Origin of the sequence: Enhydrobacter aerosaccus, from assembly GCF_900167455.1 — a bacterium.
In the GTDB taxonomy this organism is placed as follows: Bacteria; Pseudomonadota; Alphaproteobacteria; order Reyranellales; family Reyranellaceae; genus Reyranella; species Reyranella aerosaccus.
Window position 1 is genome coordinate 182,303 of the sequence record NZ_FUWJ01000009.1, and the last position, 19,419, is coordinate 201,721.

Annotated in this window: 19 protein-coding genes; 3 read left to right on the forward strand and 16 right to left on the reverse strand. The window is 66.4% G+C overall.

All coding sequences use genetic code 11. The annotated features are described in order from the left end of the window. Positions 1 to 2: 2 nt before the first annotated feature. The 3 genes from B5D62_RS24960 to B5D62_RS24970 all read right to left on the reverse strand — a co-directional run bounded on the left by B5D62_RS24960 (position 3) and on the right by B5D62_RS24970 (position 3,240). Positions 3 to 1,391 carry an MBL fold metallo-hydrolase RNA specificity domain-containing protein gene (locus B5D62_RS24960; protein ID WP_085936770.1) on the reverse strand — a complete coding sequence of 463 codons (1,389 nt, stop codon included), beginning with the start codon at positions 1,389 to 1,391 and terminating at the stop codon, positions 3 to 5. Continuing rightward, positions 1,388 to 2,368, reverse strand: coding sequence for an LOG family protein (locus B5D62_RS24965; protein WP_085936771.1), 981 nt, complete (start codon positions 2,366 to 2,368; stop codon positions 1,388 to 1,390). The genes B5D62_RS24960 and B5D62_RS24965 overlap by 4 nt, the downstream gene beginning before the upstream one ends. Before the next feature lie 323 nt (positions 2,369 to 2,691). After that, positions 2,692 to 3,240, reverse strand: coding sequence for a cytochrome b (locus B5D62_RS24970; protein ID WP_218191294.1), 549 nt, complete (start codon positions 3,238 to 3,240; stop codon positions 2,692 to 2,694). 173 nt (positions 3,241 to 3,413) lie between these two features. On the opposite strand from B5D62_RS24970, the gene B5D62_RS24975 reads away from it, so the two are divergent. Then, a complete protein-coding gene (locus B5D62_RS24975) occupies positions 3,414 to 3,818 on the forward strand; it encodes a cytochrome c (protein ID WP_218191295.1) in 405 nt (134 codons plus the stop codon). 7 nt (positions 3,819 to 3,825) lie between these two features. Here B5D62_RS24975 and B5D62_RS24980 read toward each other — a convergent pair whose 3' ends face one another. Next, positions 3,826 to 5,967, reverse strand: a complete 2,142-nt coding sequence (locus B5D62_RS24980) for a PAS domain S-box protein (protein ID WP_085936774.1) — start codon at positions 5,965 to 5,967, stop codon at positions 3,826 to 3,828. Between the two features lie 164 nt (positions 5,968 to 6,131). Beyond that, on the reverse strand, positions 6,132 to 8,285 hold the full coding sequence (locus B5D62_RS24985; RefSeq protein WP_085936775.1) for a GAF domain-containing protein: 2,154 nt from the start codon (positions 8,283 to 8,285) through the stop codon (positions 6,132 to 6,134). 280 nt (positions 8,286 to 8,565) lie between these two features. Here B5D62_RS24985 and B5D62_RS24990 point away from each other — a divergent pair, with 280 nt between their 5' ends. Then, positions 8,566 to 9,720, forward strand: a complete 1,155-nt coding sequence (locus B5D62_RS24990) for a hypothetical protein (protein ID WP_085936776.1) — start codon at positions 8,566 to 8,568, stop codon at positions 9,718 to 9,720. Positions 9,721 to 9,741: 21 nt separating this feature from the next. On the opposite strand, the gene B5D62_RS24995 is transcribed toward B5D62_RS24990, so the two are convergent. The 11 genes from B5D62_RS24995 to B5D62_RS25045 form a co-directional block, all read right to left on the reverse strand. Beyond that, the gene (locus tag B5D62_RS24995; RefSeq protein ID WP_085936777.1) at positions 9,742 to 10,851 is read right to left on the reverse strand and encodes an amidohydrolase family protein; all 1,110 of its coding nucleotides are present in this window, start codon (positions 10,849 to 10,851) and stop codon (positions 9,742 to 9,744) included. A 286-nt stretch (positions 10,852 to 11,137) separates the two neighbouring features. Beyond that, positions 11,138 to 11,761, reverse strand: a complete 624-nt coding sequence (locus tag B5D62_RS25000) for a TPM domain-containing protein (RefSeq protein ID WP_085936778.1) — start codon at positions 11,759 to 11,761, stop codon at positions 11,138 to 11,140. An 11-nt stretch (positions 11,762 to 11,772) separates the two neighbouring features. Continuing rightward, on the reverse strand, positions 11,773 to 12,603 hold the full coding sequence (locus B5D62_RS25005) for a TPM domain-containing protein (protein ID WP_085936779.1): 831 nt from the start codon (positions 12,601 to 12,603) through the stop codon (positions 11,773 to 11,775). 22 nt (positions 12,604 to 12,625) lie between these two features. Then, complete coding sequence (locus B5D62_RS25010; RefSeq protein ID WP_085936780.1) at positions 12,626 to 13,225, reverse strand: LemA family protein; 600 nt, start codon at positions 13,223 to 13,225, stop codon at positions 12,626 to 12,628. 179 nt (positions 13,226 to 13,404) lie between these two features. Beyond that, entirely contained in the window at positions 13,405 to 14,685 is a 1,281-nt protein-coding gene (locus tag B5D62_RS25015; RefSeq protein ID WP_085936781.1) for a type II toxin-antitoxin system HipA family toxin, read from the reverse strand. Then, the gene (locus B5D62_RS25020) at positions 14,682 to 15,008 is read right to left on the reverse strand and encodes a helix-turn-helix domain-containing protein (RefSeq protein WP_085936782.1); all 327 of its coding nucleotides are present in this window, start codon (positions 15,006 to 15,008) and stop codon (positions 14,682 to 14,684) included. The genes B5D62_RS25015 and B5D62_RS25020 overlap by 4 nt, the downstream gene beginning before the upstream one ends. A 193-nt stretch (positions 15,009 to 15,201) precedes the next feature. Continuing rightward, positions 15,202 to 16,068 carry a TauD/TfdA dioxygenase family protein gene (locus B5D62_RS25025; protein WP_085936783.1) on the reverse strand — a complete coding sequence of 289 codons (867 nt, stop codon included), beginning with the start codon at positions 16,066 to 16,068 and terminating at the stop codon, positions 15,202 to 15,204. A gap of 122 nt (positions 16,069 to 16,190) precedes the next feature. Then, positions 16,191 to 16,592, reverse strand: a complete 402-nt coding sequence (locus B5D62_RS25030) for a hypothetical protein (protein WP_085936784.1) — start codon at positions 16,590 to 16,592, stop codon at positions 16,191 to 16,193. Between the two features lie 61 nt (positions 16,593 to 16,653). Continuing rightward, a complete protein-coding gene (locus B5D62_RS25035) occupies positions 16,654 to 16,917 on the reverse strand; it encodes a hypothetical protein (protein WP_085936785.1) in 264 nt (87 codons plus the stop codon). Between the two features lie 130 nt (positions 16,918 to 17,047). After that, the gene (locus B5D62_RS25040) at positions 17,048 to 17,473 is read right to left on the reverse strand and encodes a MerR family DNA-binding protein (protein WP_139374078.1); all 426 of its coding nucleotides are present in this window, start codon (positions 17,471 to 17,473) and stop codon (positions 17,048 to 17,050) included. A gap of 327 nt (positions 17,474 to 17,800) precedes the next feature. After that, on the reverse strand, positions 17,801 to 18,262 hold the full coding sequence (locus B5D62_RS25045; RefSeq protein WP_085936787.1) for a nuclear transport factor 2 family protein: 462 nt from the start codon (positions 18,260 to 18,262) through the stop codon (positions 17,801 to 17,803). Between the two features lie 216 nt (positions 18,263 to 18,478). Between B5D62_RS25045 and B5D62_RS25050 the strand changes: the two genes are divergently transcribed. Further along, positions 18,479 to 19,171, forward strand: a complete 693-nt coding sequence (locus tag B5D62_RS25050; RefSeq protein WP_085936788.1) for an ArsR/SmtB family transcription factor — start codon at positions 18,479 to 18,481, stop codon at positions 19,169 to 19,171. The last annotated feature ends 248 nt before the right edge of the window (positions 19,172 to 19,419 follow it).

Genomic DNA, 19,419 nt, shown 5'->3' on the forward strand with positions numbered 1-19,419 from the left:
CGTCACAGCTCGAACTGCTGGTGCGGCTGCGGCATCTCGACCCGCGGCACCCGCAGAAGCGGCGCCAGCTCGGCCATCACCGAGGCTTCGCCATGGACCACGAAGGTCGCCTGCTTGCCGGGAATGCGATCGTGCCAATCGATCAGTTCGCGCTGGTCGGCGTGGGCGGAGAAGCCGTTGATGGTGTGGACATGGGCCCGCACCGGCACCGTTTCGCCGAAGATGCGCACCTGCTTGGCGCCGTCGATGATCTGCCGCGCCAGCGTGCCGGCCGAGGCGAAGCCGACGAAGACGACGCTCGCCGCCTCGCGGTCGAGATTGTGACGCAGGTGGTGGCGGATGCGGCCGCCCGTGCACATGCCCGAGCCGGCCATGATCACCGCGCCGGCGGTGATCCGGTTGATGGCGATCGACTCCGCCGTCTCGCGCGCAACGCGCAGGCCGTTCATCAGGAACGGGTCCTGACCGGCCTTGAACGAACGGGCCAGCGTCTCCGAATAGCATTCGGGGTGGCGGCGGAAGATCTCCGTGGCCGAGATCGCCATCGGCGAATCGAGGAACACCGGCAGCGACGGCGGCAGCCGGTTCTGCTCGATGCCCTGGCGCAGGAAGTAGAGGATCTCCTGGGCGCGCTCGAGGGCGAAGGTCGGGATCAGCACGTTGCCGCGCCGCATCAGCGTCGCCGCCACCGCCTCGTGGAACTCGTCGACCGACGCGGCGAAGGAGCGATGGCAGCGATTGCCGTAGGTCGATTCCATCACCACGATCTCGGCCGCCGCCGGCAGTTGCGGCGAGCGCAGCAGCGGGCGGCCGGAATTGCCGATGTCGCCGGAGAACAGGATCGAGCGCTGATGCCCGTTCTCCTCGGCTTTGATCAGCACGCTGGCCGAACCCAGGATATGGCCGGCATCGAGGAAGGTGACGCGGATGCCGCGCACCAGCTCGAAGGCAGTATCGTATTCGACGGCGCGACCGAAGCGGCCGATCGCGTCGAGCGCCTCCAGCATCGAATAGAGCGGCCCGCCATCGAGCTCCTCGCTGCGGCCGCCGGTCGAGTGCTTGCGATGGCCGGCTTCCTCTTCCTGCAGGTGCGCCGCGTCGAGCATCACCAGCCGCGCCAGCTCGAAGGTGGCGGCGGTGGCGATGATCTCGCCGCGGAAGCCGCGCTTCACCAGCAGCGGCAGGCGGCCGCAATGGTCGAGATGGGCGTGCGTCAGCAGCACGAAGTCGATCGAGGCCGGATCGAAGCCGAACGGCTCGGCATTGTCCTCGCGCAGCTCGCGGCCGCCCTGGAACAGGCCGCAATCGACCAGGATCCGGCGGCCCTGGATCTCGAGCAGGTGGCAGGAGCCGGTGACCGTGCGGTCGGCGCCGTGAAAGGAGAGCTTCATGTCGTCCACCCCACATCCGGGCACAGCGGCTCGCCCTTCATCTCGTGCCATTTCAGGATGCCGCGCCAGATCTCCTGCGCCGATTCGGCGAACCAGAACAGCTCGCGGTCCTCGGGCTCGATCACGCCTTCCTCGACCAGGAAGTCGGCATTGAAGACGCGCCGCCAATATTCCTCGCCCACCAGCACGACCGGCACCGGCGGCATCTTGCGCGTCTGCGACAGTTCCAGGATCTCGAACAGCTCGTCCATGGTGCCGAAGCCGCCGGGAAACACGATCAGCGCCTTGGCGCGCAGCGCGAAGTGGAACTTGCGCAGCGCGAAGTAGCGGAACTTGAGGCAGAACTCGGGCGTCACGTAGGGGTTGGGGAACTGCTCGCGCGGCAGGGAGATGTTGAGGCCGATCGAGGGCGCGCCGACATCGTGGGCGCCGCGATTGGCCGCCTCCATGATGCCAGGGCCGCCGCCCGTCATGATCAGGGTGCGACCGCCATAAGTGCGGTCGATGAAGCCGCCGACGATGCGGCCGAGCTCGCGCGCGACCTCATAGTATTTGCTCTTGTCGCGCAGGCGCAGGGCGATGGCATGCCGGCGCTGCAGGCCCTTGTCATTGGGATCGGCGGCCAGCCGCTCGGCGCATTCCGCCACCCGGCGCTCGGCGGCACGATGCTCGTCGATGCGCGTGCTGCCGAACACGACGATCGTGTTGGCGACGTTCTGCTCGCGCAGCAGCGTGTCGGCCTTGAGATATTCGAGCTGCAGGCGCAGGCCGCGCGTATCCTCCTCCTGCAGGAAATCGAGATCGCGATCGGCCTCGCGATAGGTCGGGCTGGCCAGCAGCCGGCGCAGCGCCTCGGCCGCGGCGGGATCGTCGGCGGGATGCTTCGGCTTCTCGCTGGGCAGCGCCTGTTCGCGCCGTGTCGGATCGGGCGGGGCAGGCGGTTCGCCGCCGGCAGGGGAAGGAGGGGGTGCGCTCATCGGTCTCTCGGATCTCCAGCCGCCGCTGGACCGCCTGATAGGACAGACGATCGCGACGACCATTGATCTGGGACAATGGCACGAACCCCGGACCGCCAGAAGGATCGTTCGCGATACGCCGTCGTTCGCTGCCTCGAGCGCCGAGGCAGTCGCCAGGCAGTTTCCATTTTCCGCTGCGCCGGTTCAGCGGCATCGCCACAAGAAAGGTCCCTCGGCTGCGCTCGGGATGACGGGACGAAGGCGTTCGCCCCTGACCTTTCTGTCGTCATCCCGAGCGGAGCCGCCCGAAGGGTGGCGGAGTCGAGGGACCTCTTATCGTTGGGCTAGCGCTGGACCGGCAGCATGCGGCGCAGGGTCTCGTCCTTCAGGATGTAGTGATGGGCGAGCGCCGCGAAGGCATGCAGGGCGGCCAGGATCAGCAGCGTGTTGGCCAGCAGTTCATGGATCTCGCCGACCTGATGCGCGAAGACGCGATCGCGGGCCCAGGGCGAGGCGATGTCGAACAGGCCGAACACCGGCACGGCCTTGCCGCGCGCGAACTGGAACACGATGCCGGAGATCGGCAGGGCGAACATCAGCAGATAGAGCAGCCAGTGCGCGCCGACGGCGGCCCGCTCGGCCCACGGGCTGTAGCGCGACGGCAGCAGCTCCGGCGGCGGGTGACCGTAGCGCCAGCCCAGGCGGATGAAGACCAGGGCGAGCACGGTCAGGCCGAAGGTCATGTGCGCGTAGATGGCGGTGGGTTCGACCGTCTTGGGAAAATCGTCGATGAAATTGCCGAGCGGCCAGGCAGCGATCACGCACAAGGCGGCCAGCCAATGCAGCACCTTGGCCGTGCTGCTATATCCAACGGTACTCTTCACTCCGACCACTTGTGCCTCCTGACAGAACGTCGTCGCCGCGGGCATCCGCCTTCACAGCCGCCCGCGCACCTTTCAATATACGAGCCATGTTGCCGCTGTATTCCCAGTCGATTTGTCGCCCTTATATTGGAACGCCACTGCGTTGCGTTCGCTCCGTGCTGCGCCTCGGGATCCTGGCGGCCATGGCCGTGGCGACGGTTGCCGCCGGCGACGATCGCGAGCTGGTGAAACTGCCCGAGCCGATGCAGGCCCACATGCTCGGCAACATGCGCGACCATCTGGCGACGCTGAACGAATTGCTGAAGCTGGTCGCCAAGGAGGAGTACAAGCCCGCGGCCGAACTGGCCGAGGCGCGGCTGGGGATGAGTTCGCTTGGGCTGCACGGGGCGGCGCACATGGCGCCGTTCATGCCGCAGCCGATGCAGGAGATGGGCACCGGCATGCACCACGCCGCCAGCCGCTTTGCTCTCGTCGCCACCGACGCCGATGTCGAGCGCAGTAAGGCTTCGCTGCAACAGGTGACCGCGGCCTTGCAGGAGGTCACCGCGACCTGCGTCGCCTGCCACAGCGCCTACAGGATCCATTGATGCGGGCCTACGGCAGGGCGGCCGAAGACACCTTGTGGGCGCGCAGGGCGCTCACGCCGTAGGAGACGTCGTCGGCAAGCTGGGTCAGGAACCGCAGCTCGGCGGCGTCGAAGGCGTAGGGCATCTCGGAATAGATGGTGAGGGCGCCGATTACCCGGCCGTCGACGTGCAGCGGCAGGCCGATATAGGACTGAACGCCTTCGCCCAGCATCTCCTCGCGCCAGCGGGCCACGCGGGTGTTCACCGCGATGTTCTGATTGACCTGGACCCGGCCGGTGCGGATGGCGGTGCCGACCACGCCTTCAGATCCTTCGCCGCTGCCCCAGGTGACGTCGCGCCGCTGCATCGGTCCGCCATAGGGCCCGACAAAGGCAGCGACACGCGTGGTCTGCGCGACATCGTCGTTGGCCATGACGACAATGGCCATGCGATAGCCGCCGATCTTCACGATGGCGTCGCACATGCCGCTATAGAGGTCGTCCTCGGTCTTGGCGCGCAGCAGCAGGCTGTTGGCGGCCTGCAGGGCCTCCTGGACACGGGCGATGCGATGGAGTTCCGTTTCCAATGCCTTGCGTTGGGTGATGTCGCGTACATAGGCCTGGCGGTAGGTCCTGTCGTTCACCACGACGGCATTGTTGCTGACCTCGACCGGGAAGGTGCTGCCGTCCTTGCGCTGATGCGTGGTCTCGTAGACCGCGCCCTTCACCGAGTCGGACAGCTTCCATTGTGCTTCCAGATCCTTGCGAGCCGCGTCGGCGCGCAGGTCGCGGACCGTCAGTTTCCTGATCTCCTCCGGGCTGTAGCCATAGGCGGCCATCGCAGCCGGATTGACCTCGACGATGCGGCCGGCTGGATCGGCCAGAATCACGCTGTCGCGGGCGCCCTGGACCATCTGCTCGAAATGCTTGGCGATCGCCGCCCGCTCCTCCAGATGGCGTGCCTTCAGCGAGGCCATGTCGGCACGCTGCGTCGCCCACAGCACGAACAGCATCAGGCCGGCGACCACCACCGAGCCGGCGATGTGCAGGCCCATCGAGCTCATCGACTGCCAGGCCGGTTCGGAGAGTTCCGCGCGCGGAGCCCGGACGACCACGAACCAGGGCAGGCCCTCGATGGCATGCGAGGCGGAGAAGACCGGGGTGCCGATGGTATCGACGCCTTCGCGCACGCCATTGCCCTGCAGCACGGCCTGGACGGCGGGACGGTCCTTGTCCTTGAGAGAGATATGCTGGCCGGCCTTGACGGGCGCCTCGGGGGGCGCCTTGACCAGCACCGCGTCGTCGCCCTCCCGACGCACCAGCATGACGGCTTCGCCCGGGCTTGCCGACGACGTCTCGTCGAGTTGCTTGAACAGGGTGAGCGCCGGATCGACGCGGACCGACAGGACGGCGCGCATCTGCTTCGTCGCCGGATCTAGAATCGGAACGATGAAGGCGAGGCGCAGCGTCGCGGGATTGCGACCCGGCATCTCGACGATGCGCATGGCGCCGCCGGACTCCCGAACGGCGGCGAGCGTGGGCTCGATCTCCTCCGGCTCGGGGGCGCGACCGGCAAAGGCCAGCACGCGACGGTCAGGCGCCAGCAGCCAGGCGCTGCGCCGTTCGGGGTTGCGGGCCCGCCATTCGGCGAACAGGAGCTCCGTCATCTGCGCCCGATCGCTGTCGCTGGCCTGACCTTGCAGGCTGGCGATCGACGCTGCCGCGGTCTCGGCCTCGACCGAGCGCTCGAACAGCCACTTCTCGACCTGTTGCGCCTTCAGCCCGGCGATCGTCGAGGCCTGTGCAAAGCGCTGGTCGCGGATGGTCTCGGTGATCTCGCGCAGATAAAGGCCGCCCACGCTGATCGCCGAGCCGGCGAAGGCCAGGAAAGCGAGCAGGACCAGGCGCGACTGGCGCCGCAGCCGGATACGGTCGACCGCATCGGGGTCGCCTTGCAGGCGCGAGCGGCTATAGACGACATGCAGCCCGTACAGCGCGAAGATCAGGCCGGTCGCGCCCGACGGCAGCGCCCACAGGAAGGTGTCGACGCTGGTGAGCGTCTCGGCGGCGCGGAACGTGTAGACGCCCAGCATCAGGAACAGCGTCACCGCCAGGGCGTAAAACCAGAAACTGATCCTGGAGGCCAGCGCTCTTATCTTGGTGGCGATCATCGTTGGGTCTGGCGCAGGAGGGGCAAGGAATACGGTTCGCGACTGCGAGAAGATGGTAGCAGCAACCGATGCTGAAAGATTGATCTGCAGCAAATTTGCTGCGCGCCGCTTGCACTAACAAAAATCCGTGAGAAGCGCGAGGCGTTTTGACCTCGACGTCGGAATCACCCGGCTATTTGGGGCGAGACTGCAGTTTCCCGGGCTCTCAGGCTGGCGACACCGAACGCGATGTCGTCGGCGAGCTGCCTCAGGAAGGTGACCTCGGTGTCGTCGAAGGCATAGGGCACTTCGGAATAGATCGTGAGCGCGCCGAACGGCCGTCCGTCCAGTTTCAGCGGCAGGCCGATGCTGGCCTGGAAATTGTGCTTGAGGGCTTCTTCCCGCCACGGCGCCATCGTCGGATCGGTGGTGACGTTCTGGTTGACCTGGACCTGGCCGGTGCGCATCGCCGTTCCCGTCGGCCCCATGGCGCGCGGACCTTCACCCCAACTGATATTGGCCGTGGCGAGATAACCCTCGTCGGCGCCGGCAATGGCGGCGAAGGTGACGGTCTTCTGGGCATCGTGGTTGGCCAGCGCCACGTCGGCCATGCGATAGCCGCCGATATCGACGATCGCGTCGCACATGCCGCGATACAGTTCTTCCTCGGTCCGCGCCCGCAGGAGCAGGCTGGTGGCCGCCTGGAGGGAGCGCTGGACCCGCACCAGGCGCCGCCCTTCGGCCTCCAGGGTGCGCCGGGCGCTGATGTCGCGCACATATTCCTGGCGGAAGCGCCGGCCCTCGATATCGATGACATTGGCGCTGACTTCGACCGGAAAGGCGCTGCCGTCCTTGCGCCTGTGCTCGGTCTCGTAGCGGGCCCCGCCGGGTGTATCGGATGCCTTCCATTGTATGTCGAGCTCGGCCAGGGCCTTGTGCGTGCGCAGGTCGCGGACGCTCAGCTTGCGGAATTCCTCGAGACTGTAGCCATAGGTCTCCATCGCCGCCTGGTTGGCCTCGACGATGTGGCCTTGCGGGTCGATCAGCAGGACGACGTCGTGCGCCTGCAGAACCATGTCCTCGAAGTGCTTCACCAGCCGGGTCCGCTCCTCGATGTGGCGGGCGCGCAATGCCAGGTAGTCGCCGCGCTGCGTCGACCACAGCACGAACAGCATCAGCCCGGCCATGACCACCGAGGCAACGATGTACATGCCGATCGACCGGATCGAATGGTGCAGCAGGTCCTCGAACTGCTTGTCGTCGGTCTTGACGACGATGAACCAGTGCGTGCCGGCGATGCGATGGGCGGCGGACAGGACGCGGCGGCCGGCATAGTCGACACCGGCATACACGCCCTCACCGCGCAGGATGGCCTGGGCGGCGGGCAGATTGGCATTGCTCAGGGAGAGGCGCGCGCCGTTGGCTGCCTTGAGGCCGGGCGGCACCTTTATAAATTGCACGTCGTTGCCCTGGCGGCGCACCAGCATCGCCTCGGAGCCGGTATTGTCGGCGGACCACGCGTCGAGCTGCTGGAACAGGCCGGGGTCGGGATTGATGCGCACGACCAGGACCGCGCGCGCGGTCCCGGGGGCGCCATTCGGGATCGGCTGGATGAAGGAAATGCCCAAGGGGAGGGTGCTGCCTTCACCGCCGGTCGGCACGATTCGCATGGTCATTTGCGGATCGTGGGCCGCCGCCACGGCGATCTCGACTTCTTCCGGCAGCACCGGCTCGTCGCCGCCATGGAGAAGGATGCGGCCGTCGGGCGCGAGCAGCGCCACCGACCGCCGTTCCGGCGATCGGGCCAGGGTCTCCGCGAACAGGACCTGCGCCACCGTCTCCTCTTCGGGAGCGATCTGGCCGGTCCGCCGCTGCACGCGTTCGATCGAGGTCGCCATCTGCTGGACGTCGGCGGAACGGTTGAACAGCCATTTCTCGACCACCTGCGCCCTGAAGGCGGCGATCTCCGCCTGCTGGGCGATGCGCTGCCGGTGCAGCGTTTCGGTCATCTCGCTTAGATAAAGCCCCCCGATGGTAACCGCCGTGCCGACGAAGGCGCAGAAGGCGAGGATCAGGAGATAGGTCTGCCGGCGCAGCTGAGGCAGCGCGTCGTCGCCGGCCTGGGACGGTGGAGTCCACAGCACGCGCAACCCGTAGGCGATGAAGACGATTCCCGACAGCGCAAGCGGAAGCAGCCAGAGGCTGGCGTTCTGGGACGACGGGCTCGAGGCGGCCATCTGGAAGGCAGCGACGCCGAGCCCAATGAATACAGCCGCGGCGGCGGCGAATGACCACACGCCATAGCGAGTCGACGACAGTGGCTTGTATTTCGTCACCATGTCTTCATTCGGCCTCCGGTGACGCCGTCCTCCCCCTTGTAATTGTTTCCATAGTGTAACGGACTCTAGTCAAACCGACGCGAACCGGATTTGATCTGGAGCAAATCGACACCGCTGCCGGTGTGGGATTAAGTTAGAGTAGTCGTGCGGCCGGGCCTGAATGTCCGAAGAGGTAGTTTCTTTCCATACAATGCGAGCCGGGCCGCGCTTTCGGGTACGGTGGCCGGCCCGCGCCAGCGTCGGTTGTGCTGGCCGAAGAATTGCGCCACTCGCCGTGTGCATGAGCCTGCTGTGGCAGGCACTCGTGGCGCCCGCCGAAGCCGTCGAGATCACCGTCGATACCAGGACGGTGCCCGGCCTGGTGCCCAAGGCCACGATCGTCGAGAAGACGCTTCGCATCACCGGCCCGTTCGAGGCCGGCGACGCCGACAACCTGCGCCGCACGCTGACCGGCCTCAAGGCATCGACCGTGGTGACGCCCGGCCGGCCACTCACCACCGCCTCCCTCAGCAGTTCCGGCGGCGATCTCGTCGAGGGCTTCAAGGTCGGCTATCTGTTCCGCGAGTTCGACGTGGCGACGGTGGTGCGCAAGGGCGACTCCTGCCTGTCGGCCTGCGCGCTCGCTTTCCTCGGCGGCACGATCAGCCACGTGCCGCCGACCGTCGTGCTGGGCCGCAGTGTCGAGATCGGCGGCGTGGTCGGCTTCCACAACTTCTATCTCAATCCCAAGTCGCGCGAGGCGCAGGAGGCGGCCAGCGCGCCCGAGGGCATCGCCAAGGGCTTCGGCGAGGCGCGCGGCGCCGCCTCCATGCTGGCGCGCTACGTCACCTTCATGGATGTCGAGCCCGGCTTCATCGCCCGCATGCTGGGCCGGCCGTCGGACCAGTGGGAATATATCGACACGGCCGGCTCCTTCATCGATCTCAAGGTCTGCCCGATCGGCCTCAGCCCGCCCCGCGATCCGCCGCAGACTCTCGCCACCAACATCTGCAACAACGCGATCGGCATCGGCGGAGCGAGTTCGAGCCGCCAGGTTCGCTCGATGTCGGCGCGCGAAGCCCAGCGCTACCTGCTCGAGCAGGTGCAGAAGCATCTCGAGGCCTTCAAGCTCAAGGGCCCGCTGGCCGGCCAGCTCGCCGCCCTGCTGGCCGCCCGCGACGATCGGTTGATCGAGGCGGTCTATTCGGACCTGCGCGTCGCCGGCATCCCGCTGCCCGAACTGCTCGGCCGCACCTACCAGGTGACGGGCTACGCCGTCGGCGTCTACGACCTGCAATGCCATGTCAGCCTGTCGCTCGACGATCCCGACAAGTTCGATCTCGTCCTGCAGGGGCCGAGCGGCCTGACCAAGGCCATGCAACTCCCGCCGCCCGGCTGCCCCGGCCTGTTCGCCTACGACCGCGACGACATGATCAACCCGAAGGTCATGCGCTGAGGCGCAGGCGGCGCCGCCCGCTCACGCCTTGACGTTGAACAGCGTCGCCGCGGTCTCGCCGAGGATGGCGGCTTTCTGGGCGTCGGTGAGGGAGTCGCAGGCGAAGATGTGGTCCACCGGATGGCCCTGCCAGATATAGGGATGGTCGCTGCCCAGCACGATCTGGTCGGGGCCGACCTGGGCGGCGAGATGGCGGATCGCCTCCGGCGTGAAGACCAGCGAATCGAAATAGATCTGCTTCAGATATTCGCTGGGCTTCTTGGCAAGCTTGATCTGGGGATTGCAGCCGGCCGGCCCGACCAGGCAGGCATGGTCGGAGCGGTCGGCATAGGAGCCGAGATAGCCGCCGCCATGGGCCGCGATCACCTTGAGCCGCGGATGGCGATCGAAGGTGCCTTCGAAGATCAGGTGCGACAGCGCGATGGTCGTCTCGAGCGGATTGCCGATCGTGTTGGCGAGCCAACCGTTGCCGGCGAAGCGCTTGCCGAGTTCGGGCACGCCCTGCGGATGGATGAAGAGCGGCACGCCGAGTTCCTCAGCCTTGGCCCAGACGGGGTTGAACTTGGGGTCGGAGAATTCGACGCCATTCACGACTCCGCCGATGGCGGCGCCCTTGAGGCCCTGCTTCTTCACCGCGGTTTCGAGCTCGGTGACGGCGAGATCTGGCGCCTGCAGGGTGAGCGAGGCGAAGGCGGCGAAGCGATCGGGCTTGCCGGCACAGAGCTCGGCCAGCTTCTCGTTCTGGATCTTCACGATCTTGGCGGCGAGGTCGCGGTCCTTGCCGTACCAGAAGGGATTGATCGACAGCACCTCCATGTCGACCGCCTGCGCATCCATTGCCTTCAGCCGCGCCTCGACCGGATCGATGAAGGCGTTCTTGGCGCCATTGACCGGCGGCACCAGGATCGCATTGGCTTCCTTTTCGCCCAGCAGCGGGATCACGTCCTTGAAGTTGCAATGGGAATGGACGTCGATCGTCTTCACGCGCTTGCCGCCGACAGAGACCGGCAGCGTGCGGCCGCCGCCGCCGCCCGTCTGGGCGTGCGCCGATTGCAGCAGGCCGCAGCCGCAGAACACGATGCCGGTGGCGGCGGCGCTGGTTGCCTTGAGGAACGAACGACGCGTGGTCATGGGGCTTCCTCCGGGGTCGATTTTTTGATTGGAAAACGCTGGAACGCGTATCGGCCGAGCGTCCGCGCGCTCGTGCCGCCGACGATGCGGCCGGCCGCAGGCGGGGTCAAGTTCACAGGAACGCGAGGCAGTTCGGATCGTCCGCTCGTATAGGATGTAGATGGCCGCCGCGTCGGGCTTATGGGAGCGCGCCACTCCAGTGGCGCATCATGAAGATGAGCGCCACTGGAGTGGCGCGCTCCCATGAGGCGCTCCTCTGAGACGCTCCTATGAGGCCTCCCTTGAGTCAGATCAGGTAGATGCGGTCGGGGAGTTCGTCGCGTGGGGCGTCGGTGTGGGGGAAGTGGGTGGCGAGGACGTCGGCGCAGCGGTCGATGGCGACGATGAAGCCGTCGGCGATGCGGCCGTCGCGCATATGGCCGATCAGCGCGTCGATCGCCCGCTGCCACTCGGCCTGCGGCACCCGCGCGGCGATGCCTTCGTCGGCGATGATGCGGGCATAGCGCTCGGCCAGCGACACGAACACCAGGATGCCGGTGCGGTCCTTGGTGCGCGACACGCCGCGCAGCGCGAACTGTTCCATCGCCACCCGATGGGCGATGGCGCGGCGCACGCGGGCCGGCAGCAACGCGGCGCGCAGGCGCGGCAGGCACAGGATCGGCAGCAGCACGACGAACAGCGCCGCCTGGATCAGCAGGATCTGCGCCACCGGCAGCATCGTGAAATGGACCAGCAGCCACGGGGCCAGCAACGCGATCACGGCGGCGATCAGGATCGGCAGGCCGGTCGCATCGACCGACCGCTCGGCCAGCACGCAGACGATCTCGCCCGAGGTCCGCTGCTCGGCCGCGTGGATGGCGGCCGAGATGCGCGCGCGGTCTTCGCTCGAAAGATCCGTCGACCTGTCCATGGCCGCCTCCCTCACCAGCTTCCCGAGGCGCCGCCGCCGCCCGACGAGCCACCGCCGCCGGAGAAGCCGCCGCCGCCACCGCCCGAGAAACCGCCGCCGCCGTAACCGCCACTCCCATAGCCGCGGCGATGCCCGCCCGACGCCAAAGCGGTGAAGAACCAGAGCCGGAAGGTGGGCGAGACGATCAGCAGCACGATCACCACGATCACCATGCCGAACACGATCCAGGTGTGCAGGGTCGGCTTCTCGGCGCTGTCGAGCCGCAGCGACGGCTTCTTCTGCCACTCGGAGGAGTCGGTGGTGAGCACGGTGATGATGTCGTCGACGCCGCGCGTGATACCGTCGCCGAAATCGCCAGTCCTGAAGCGCGGCGCCATCGCATTGACGATGATCACCTTGGAGATGGCATCGGTCAGCGTGCCTTCGAGCCCGTAGCCGACCTCGATACGCACCTTGCGCTCGTTGGGCGCCACCAGCAGCAGCACGCCGTTGTTCTTGTCCTTCTCGCCGAGCTTCCAGAAGCGGAACAGATTGTTGGCGTAGGGCTCGATCTCCTTGCCGTCGAGCGACTTCACCGTCGCCACCACGAGCTGGATGCCGGACTTGGCCTCGAGATCGGCGAGCTTGGGGTCGAGCGCTGCCTGCGTCTCGGCCGGGATGATGCCGGCCTGGTCGACGATGCGGCCGGTGAGGGCGGGGAAATTCGCGGCGAAGGCGACCACCACCAGGCACAGCCAGGCCAGCCCCGACACGGCGAGCGCACCGACCAGCGAGCGGGACGCCCTCGGCGACAGCACGACCGGAGGCCGCTGCAGGCACGGCACCGAGACGGCGCGACTCATGGTTCGGTCCACGCCGATGCGATCAGAACTTCACGGCCGGCGGCTTCTGCGCCTCCTCGCCGGCGGTGAACTCCGCCATCGGCTTGGCGTCGCGGAAGAAGATCGCCGCCCACAGCACGCCCGGGAAGGTGCGGAGCTCGGTGTTGTAGGCACGCACTGCCTCGATGTAGTCGCGCCGCGCCACGGCGATGCGGTTCTCGGTGCCTTCGAGCTGGGACTGCAGGGCGAGGAAGTTCTGGTTCGACTTGAGGTCGGGATAATTCTCGCTCACCGCCAGCAGACGGCCGAGCGCGCCGGTCAGCTGGTTCTGCGCGTCCTGGAACTGCTTCAGCTTGGCGGGGTCGGTGAGCTGCGAGGCGTCGACCGTGATCTGCGTCGCCTTCGCGCGCGCCTCAACCACCGAGGTGAGCACGTCCTTCTCCTGCTTGGCGTAGCCCTGCACGGTGGCGACCAGGTTGGGAATCAGGTCGGCCCGGCGCTGGTAGTTGTTCTGCACGTCGGCCCACTTCGCCTTGGCCTGTTCCTCCAGCGTCGGGATGGTGTTGTAGCCGCAGGAGGAAACGGTGAAGAGGACAAGCACCGCGGCCAGCATGGTGCCGAGGCGCGACAGGGACGGGCTCATGACAGCTCCTGCACGGTTGGTATCCCCTCTCCTTAGCGCGTCATCCATGACACTGTCGATGCAGGCAACGGCCGGCAAGACGCATCCGCAGATGCGTCTTCAAGACCATGATGTGACCCGACCAGAGCTCATCCGGGACCGCGGACCTCCGGTCCGCTCATACCCGAACGCGCGACGCCTTAGGAAGCCAGTTCCCGGGCGCATTCGTCGGCCCGGCGCTTCAGAGCGGTGGAAATGGTCCTGAGTGCCTTGCGATCGAGTCCCGCTCTGACGCTTTCCTCAATGACGGCAGGCAGATGCTCCCGAAGCGCATCGGCGAGACTCGTGAGGCGGGCGTGCACTTCTTCTTTGGGCAGGCGGACCTGGTCGCAGAACTTGGCCCACTTGCGCCAGCCGATCGCATCGAGCCGGTATTCCCCACCGATGCTCATGGCGAGCTTGAGCTTCTTCCTGTCGAAGTCGTAGGGCAACGCGGTCGCGACGTCATAGAGCGGCGCGAGGCGGGCATATCCCTCTGCGCCGATCAGCATCGAATAGTTCTTCGCATGGGCGTCGGTCCCGCCGATCAGCCAGTTGAAGCCGAGAGCCTGGACAAAGGTCCAGACGTCGTCGGTCGGGCTTGCCGAGTGCGTTCTGAGAAAGTCGATGATGTCCTTTGCGGATGGCCCGCCCTGGTTCTGGTACTTGCGTGCGGGCGGACAGCCGAGCGCCTGGCCGAGATCCTCCTGGTGGACGCGGCGAATCTCGCGGCCGCTTCGTATGCGGTCGTATCGCTCGACGACGATGGCGATCTCGCCGTCGAACCGCATCACGGTCGATTCGGCTGTCGGCAATCCGAGGGCAGCGGCAAGCTGCAGGCAGACATGTTCGTTCTCCGCGTGGCCGGCGAAGGCATCGTTCGGGGGCTTCAGGATGTGCGTCGTCGGTGTCCGGCCCGACGGTATGCCCCATCGGCCGCCGCGATGGATGAGCGCCGTTTTTGGTTGGGCGCCGGCCAGGCTGAACTGGCCGGTATCGCTGCTCCGGCGCCACGCGGACGGGTCCGTCTTGAGCGTGCGCAGGCGCTCGGCAATATCGGCCTCGCTAAGCCATTGGACGGCGCCGCGCCTGGCGAGGATCGCATCGACCTTCTCGGGGGAGACAAGCTGGATCGCTCCGGCGCAGTCCTCCCCGACGTGACCCAGCAGGGCGAAGGGATTGCGGGGAGAGACGTGGAAGCGGCTGGCCCACCGACTCAGGATGAGATCGTTGTCGGGCAGGAGCCCCCAGAACCACGGCTCGACCTTCGAATGGGGATAGTCGGCGGCGTCGAGCGGCATCGACAGGGAGAGCGGGTAGGCTGTCGGCTCGTCGAGCCATGACGGCGTGTAAGCCAGCGACCACCGGCCGGACTTTGTCGTCCTCCCGATCTCGGCGATGATCTGGTCTTCGGCGATTGCGACGAGGCGATCGGCCGTCATGGGTGCCGCGCGAGGGCCTTGGCTATGATGCCGTCGATGTCTTCCCGCGTTGCCGCAGTCGACCGTCCGGGCGCGGGCGCCTTCGGCCTGTCTCCGGTCGTCGCGGTGAGGCGGATGTCCAATGCCGCCAGGGTCCGGAGGATCAGGGCGAAGTCCATGTGAGGCTTGCCGCCTTCGACGGCCGCGAGCCAGGCGCGGCTTACCCCGACCTGCTTCGCGAGCTCGGCCTGGGTGAGGCCGCGGGCCCGCCGGGTCGAGGCGATCAGATTGACGATGTCGGCGAGGGTTCTGGTCGTCCGTGTCCGCCCCTGCTTCACGGCCATGAGTCGCGTGCCCTTGGTTCGAGACGGCGCGATACTATGCGAGTCCACGATCGTGGACAAGGCGTGGATGTCTACGAACGTGGACCGAAGGGGATATGTCTACGATCGTAGACAATCGTTCCATGTCCATGATCGTGGACGATGCATCGCTGTCACGAGCGGGTCGGAGGTCCGCCCGTGAGGGCAGCAAAACCTAAGCCGCCAGTCCGGCCTCGCTCGCCGGGTCGCCGGCAATGCGGCTGTGCCACATGACGCGGGGCTGGGTCATGTCCCAGGGCGTCGCCTGGTGCAGCAGGCAGCGATTGTCCCACACCACCACGTCGCCCGGCGCCCAGTGGTGGTGATAGACGCGCGGCGGCTGGCAGGCGAAGGCGATCAGGCCGTCGAGGAAGCGTTCGGACTCGGCCTTGTCCATGCCGGGAATGTTGTGCGCATGCCGGCCGATCAGCAGCGACTTGCGGCCGGTCTCGGGATGCGTCTTGACCAGCGGCCTGAGCGGCACCGGCCCGTCATGCAGGCCGTAGCCGTTGTACTGGCCATCCGATTTCTGGGTCTGATGCCCGAGCTTGGACTGGCTGTAGTGCAGCGAGTGAAAGGCCGAGAGCCCGTCGATCTTCTCCCGCGTCGCCGCGTCGAGCGCCTCGTAGGCGGCGCGCATGTCGGCCCAGCCGGTCTCGCCGCCGATCGTGGGCACGACTTCGGCGCTGAACACCGCGCCCTTGGCCTGCACCGGCATGTAGGTCGAATCGGCATGCCAGCCCATGTTGCCCTTCAACACCTTCATCATGTCGTCGTTGTCCTTCTCCAGCCGCAGCGTGCCGTCGGGCTTCACGTTGCTGATGGCGGCCATCTCGAATTCGAGCGGGCCGAAGCGGCGGGCGAAGGCGATCTGCTCGTCGCGCGTCAGGAACTGGCCGGGGAAGATCAGCAGCGCATGGTCGAGCCAGGCATCATGCAGCGCCTGCCACGTCGGCTCGTCGAGCTCGGCGATGCGAAAGCCGGTGGCCACGGCGCCGAAGGTGATGCCCTCTAGGGGCTGAAGAGACAGTGTCGAAGCCATGGCGATCCTCCATCGCGGATAGTCGATGGAAGCTTAGCACCGGCTGCCGGCCGCGCACCTGTCGTTCGGATCGGGTGTTCGCGCTGTGAGTGGATGCGGCGCAGTTGGCGATGCGCGACGACTCAGGCCGGCGCGACCGGGTCGAATTGCGGTGCCGTCACGCCCAGGAAGGCCAGCGCCTCGTCGAACGACTGCACGACCATCGGTTCCTTCCCGGTGGCGAGCCGCTGCTGGCTGCGGAACACCACGGCGAAGCGCTCGCCCATGCTGGGCGGCGCCACCATCACGCGCTGATCGCTCAGGATCGGCGGCCGGCGCGCCCGCTCGACGATCTTGCTTTCGGGCACGGCCAGCACCTCGAGGGCGCGAAAATCCAACAGGCCGCGTATCCGCTCGGGAGCGGACTGGCCGGACAGGAAACGGATGATCGCGGCATCCAGGCCGCTCAATTCCTCGGAACCAAAGATGCCGGCGATCCTGGCCATCAGCACCCGGTGACACTTATCGAAAAACAACTCGAACATCGCGGCGGCACCCTGTCATGCGAGGCCGTCGCCGCCAATGTAAAATAGGTCGCGGCGCTGGCTACGCCTTCTCGGCGTTGGCGGTGAGGGCCGCAGCGACGATCAGGCCGAGATTGACCACGATTCCGAACAGGAAGCCGAACACCGGTGCGTTGCCCGGGAAGGCCAGTGCCAGGGCCGCCAGGATCGAGACGATGTGCAGCACGCCGAACAGCACCAGACGTTCGAAGCGGTACAGCGACCGGCGATGTTCGCGCACATCGGCCGGCGAGAGGCCAGCATCGGCGGGAAGATCGGAGAAGGAGACGGCGTGGATCTCGGCCATGACCAGGACCTCGTTTGCTCTGGGTTGCCCCTGTCAAACGCCGATCCCGGGCGCCGGGTTTCACGGGCTCGGTTTCAGGGGCCCGGTTTCACGGGCTCGGTCTCATGGGTCCGATTTCAGGGGCCGGGCTTCACGCCTGTTTGGGATGCTCCTGCAGAGCCTGCCAGATCGGACAGCCGCGGGCATCGCCGATGCGCGGGCAGGCCTCGACCAGCGGCGCCAGTTGCTGTTCGATCTGTTGCAGGTGGGCGATGCGCTGGCGGATCTCCTCGAGCTGGCGGTTGGCGATCAGATAGATGTCGCCGCAGGTGCGCATGCCGCCCCGCACACCGAGCAGGTCGGCCACCGCCTCGAGCGAAAAGCCGAGGGCGAGGGCACGGCGGATGAAGTTCAGCCGGTCGAGATGCTCCTGGTGATAGGGCGTGCTGGTGCGCCGACCCGAGCGCAACCGCGGCTTGGGCATCAGCCCCAGGCCTTCATATTTGACGATGGTGTCCACATCGATGTCGGCCAGTTGCGACAGGCCGTCGATAGTGGCGGGGGCAATGGCTGGCATGGCGCGGGCTTGCCTCTGACTCACGATCACGAAAAACCTTCCCGGACCGGGAAGGTGCGCGCATCCTGCCAGCGACGCTGCTGCAGGTCCAGCCGTGATGGTCGATCGGAATAGCGGTGCATCCGTCAAGAGCGCTCGCCCGATAGGCCGCTGCGAACGAGGCGCAGCCGGCAGTCCCCTGCAAGATGCCGAACGATTCAGGTGTAGAGAAAAAACCGTGGCGCAGGAAAAGGCGGGTCTGCTTCCTCGCCACGGCGCTGATCGATGCGACCCCAAAATGGATCGAGGCCGGCGCGTCTTTTCACGTTTGTCGCCCCGATGAGGCGCTTATGCGCCGCGCTCGGGCCGGGCGCCGAATCCCTTGCGCGAAAGGTTGGCTATGCGGGACCACCCCCAGTAGACGCGATGACACCGGATTTCATATCGGTCGTTGAAATCCCAGGACTCCACAAATTCGCTTTGATCACCGGACTGCGTGACGCGCGCGTACTCCCAGATGATCCGGTGTCCCCGCACGAGATAGTCGTCATGGTGCTTCGGCCGAATGACGTTCGACTGCTGTCTTGCGACCTCTTGGTAAAGCGCGCGAAATGCTTCGCGCCCTCGCAACACGCCGGTCTTGGATGCCGTGAATTCATAGATCAGGGGACTTTCGATCTCCGCATCGGGAGCGTAGAGGTTCACGAGCGAAGAAATGTCGCCGGCGGCAATGGCTGTGTCCCAGGCCCTGTAAACACGCTCCATCTGGGCGCGTTCGTCCGGGAGCACCATATTGGGATCCTTGTTCATGCGACTCTCCTAGGTGATTGACCAGGTAGGTGACTGACCAGGTAGGTGACTGAGTGGGCGACGAGGCCATGTATTCCTGGATGCGGAGCACCGGACGATGGCCGCGTTGCGTGCGTGAGATGGGCGATCCCGGAAATCGCCGCAACCCGCATCAGTTCTATCGAACTCGAAGTGTTGTCAGTGGACTGAAACGACCCAGAACTCGAGGTTTCTGCCATGAGCAGCCCGATCAGACTGGCGGAAGTCGGAACCATCATTGGCGATCCGGCGCGCGCGACGATGCTCTGCGCCCTTCTCGACGGCCGCCGCCACAGCGCAACCGACTTGGCCTTGGCCGCCGGCGTTTCGCCACAAACCGCAAGCTGGCATTTGGCAAAACTGGCGGACGGACGACTGATCTCGGCGGAGAGGCAAGGCAGAAACCGATATTTCCGTCTGGCGTCGACACTTGTCGCGCAGGCGCTCGAAACGATGATGGCGTTTGCCGAATCGCAGCCGTCGCGGGCTCGCGTCCTTTCGGAACGCGAGAAGGCATTGCGCCATGCCCGGACCTGTTACGATCATCTCGCCGGAAAACTAGGTGTCGCTCTGACCGAGGCGCTTACGCGCGAAAAGCTGATCGAGTTGTCGGCGGAAGGAGGCCTCGTCACGTCGCATGGAGCAAAGTTGCTGTCCGACTTTGGCGTCGACCTGCCCGCCTTGCGGCAGTCGAAGCGTCCGCTTTGCCGATCGTGCCTCGATTGGAGCGAACAGAAGCCGCATCTTGCCGGCGCGATCGGTGCGGCTCTGACAAGCCGTTGCTTCGATCTGGGTTGGGTCCGACGGTTACCCGACACGCGCGCCGTCGCAATTACGCCTGCTGGTGCCAGAGGCTTCACCGAGCAGTTCGGTTCGGCTTTGGCCATTTGAGAGCCCCACGCTTGAGAGCCCGCGCGCCCCTCTCTTGGGCCTCTATCGGGCAGTCGTTCGCATCGCGTCGACAACAGTGGCGCTCTCACGCCGGTTGGCGACTGCTCTTGCCGGATCTCGCCGCTAGAGGGCGAACAGCACGCCCGCCACGAACAGGCACAGGCCGAGCGCCACCATCCAGTAGGGGCCTTGTGTGTCGGCGGACTTCGACCGGAGCGGGCCGGGATCGAAGTGGAAGCGCATTGGTT

Coding starts and splice junctions, on each gene's coding strand:
- B5D62_RS24960 (WP_085936770.1), bottom strand. CDS start 1,391: ATGAAGCTCTCCTTTCACGGCGCCGACCGCACGGTCACCGGCTCCTGC.
- B5D62_RS24965 (WP_085936771.1), bottom strand. CDS start 2,368: ATGAGCGCACCCCCTCCTTCCCCTGCCGGCGGCGAACCGCCTGCCCCG.
- B5D62_RS24975 (WP_218191295.1), top strand. CDS start 3,414: ATGGCCGTGGCGACGGTTGCCGCCGGCGACGATCGCGAGCTGGTGAAA.
- B5D62_RS24980 (WP_085936774.1), bottom strand. CDS start 5,967: ATGATCGCCACCAAGATAAGAGCGCTGGCCTCCAGGATCAGTTTCTGG.
- B5D62_RS24985 (WP_085936775.1), bottom strand. CDS start 8,285: ATGGTGACGAAATACAAGCCACTGTCGTCGACTCGCTATGGCGTGTGG.
- B5D62_RS24990 (WP_085936776.1), top strand. CDS start 8,566: ATGAGCCTGCTGTGGCAGGCACTCGTGGCGCCCGCCGAAGCCGTCGAG.
- B5D62_RS24995 (WP_085936777.1), bottom strand. CDS start 10,851: ATGACCACGCGTCGTTCGTTCCTCAAGGCAACCAGCGCCGCCGCCACC.
- B5D62_RS25000 (WP_085936778.1), bottom strand. CDS start 11,761: ATGGACAGGTCGACGGATCTTTCGAGCGAAGACCGCGCGCGCATCTCG.
- B5D62_RS25005 (WP_085936779.1), bottom strand. CDS start 12,603: ATGAGTCGCGCCGTCTCGGTGCCGTGCCTGCAGCGGCCTCCGGTCGTG.
- B5D62_RS25010 (WP_085936780.1), bottom strand. CDS start 13,225: ATGAGCCCGTCCCTGTCGCGCCTCGGCACCATGCTGGCCGCGGTGCTT.
- B5D62_RS25015 (WP_085936781.1), bottom strand. CDS start 14,685: ATGACGGCCGATCGCCTCGTCGCAATCGCCGAAGACCAGATCATCGCC.
- B5D62_RS25020 (WP_085936782.1), bottom strand. CDS start 15,008: ATGGCCGTGAAGCAGGGGCGGACACGGACGACCAGAACCCTCGCCGAC.
- B5D62_RS25025 (WP_085936783.1), bottom strand. CDS start 16,068: ATGGCTTCGACACTGTCTCTTCAGCCCCTAGAGGGCATCACCTTCGGC.
- B5D62_RS25030 (WP_085936784.1), bottom strand. CDS start 16,592: ATGTTCGAGTTGTTTTTCGATAAGTGTCACCGGGTGCTGATGGCCAGG.
- B5D62_RS25035 (WP_085936785.1), bottom strand. CDS start 16,917: ATGGCCGAGATCCACGCCGTCTCCTTCTCCGATCTTCCCGCCGATGCT.
- B5D62_RS25040 (WP_139374078.1), bottom strand. CDS start 17,473: ATGCCAGCCATTGCCCCCGCCACTATCGACGGCCTGTCGCAACTGGCC.
- B5D62_RS25045 (WP_085936787.1), bottom strand. CDS start 18,262: ATGAACAAGGATCCCAATATGGTGCTCCCGGACGAACGCGCCCAGATG.
- B5D62_RS25050 (WP_085936788.1), top strand. CDS start 18,479: ATGAGCAGCCCGATCAGACTGGCGGAAGTCGGAACCATCATTGGCGAT.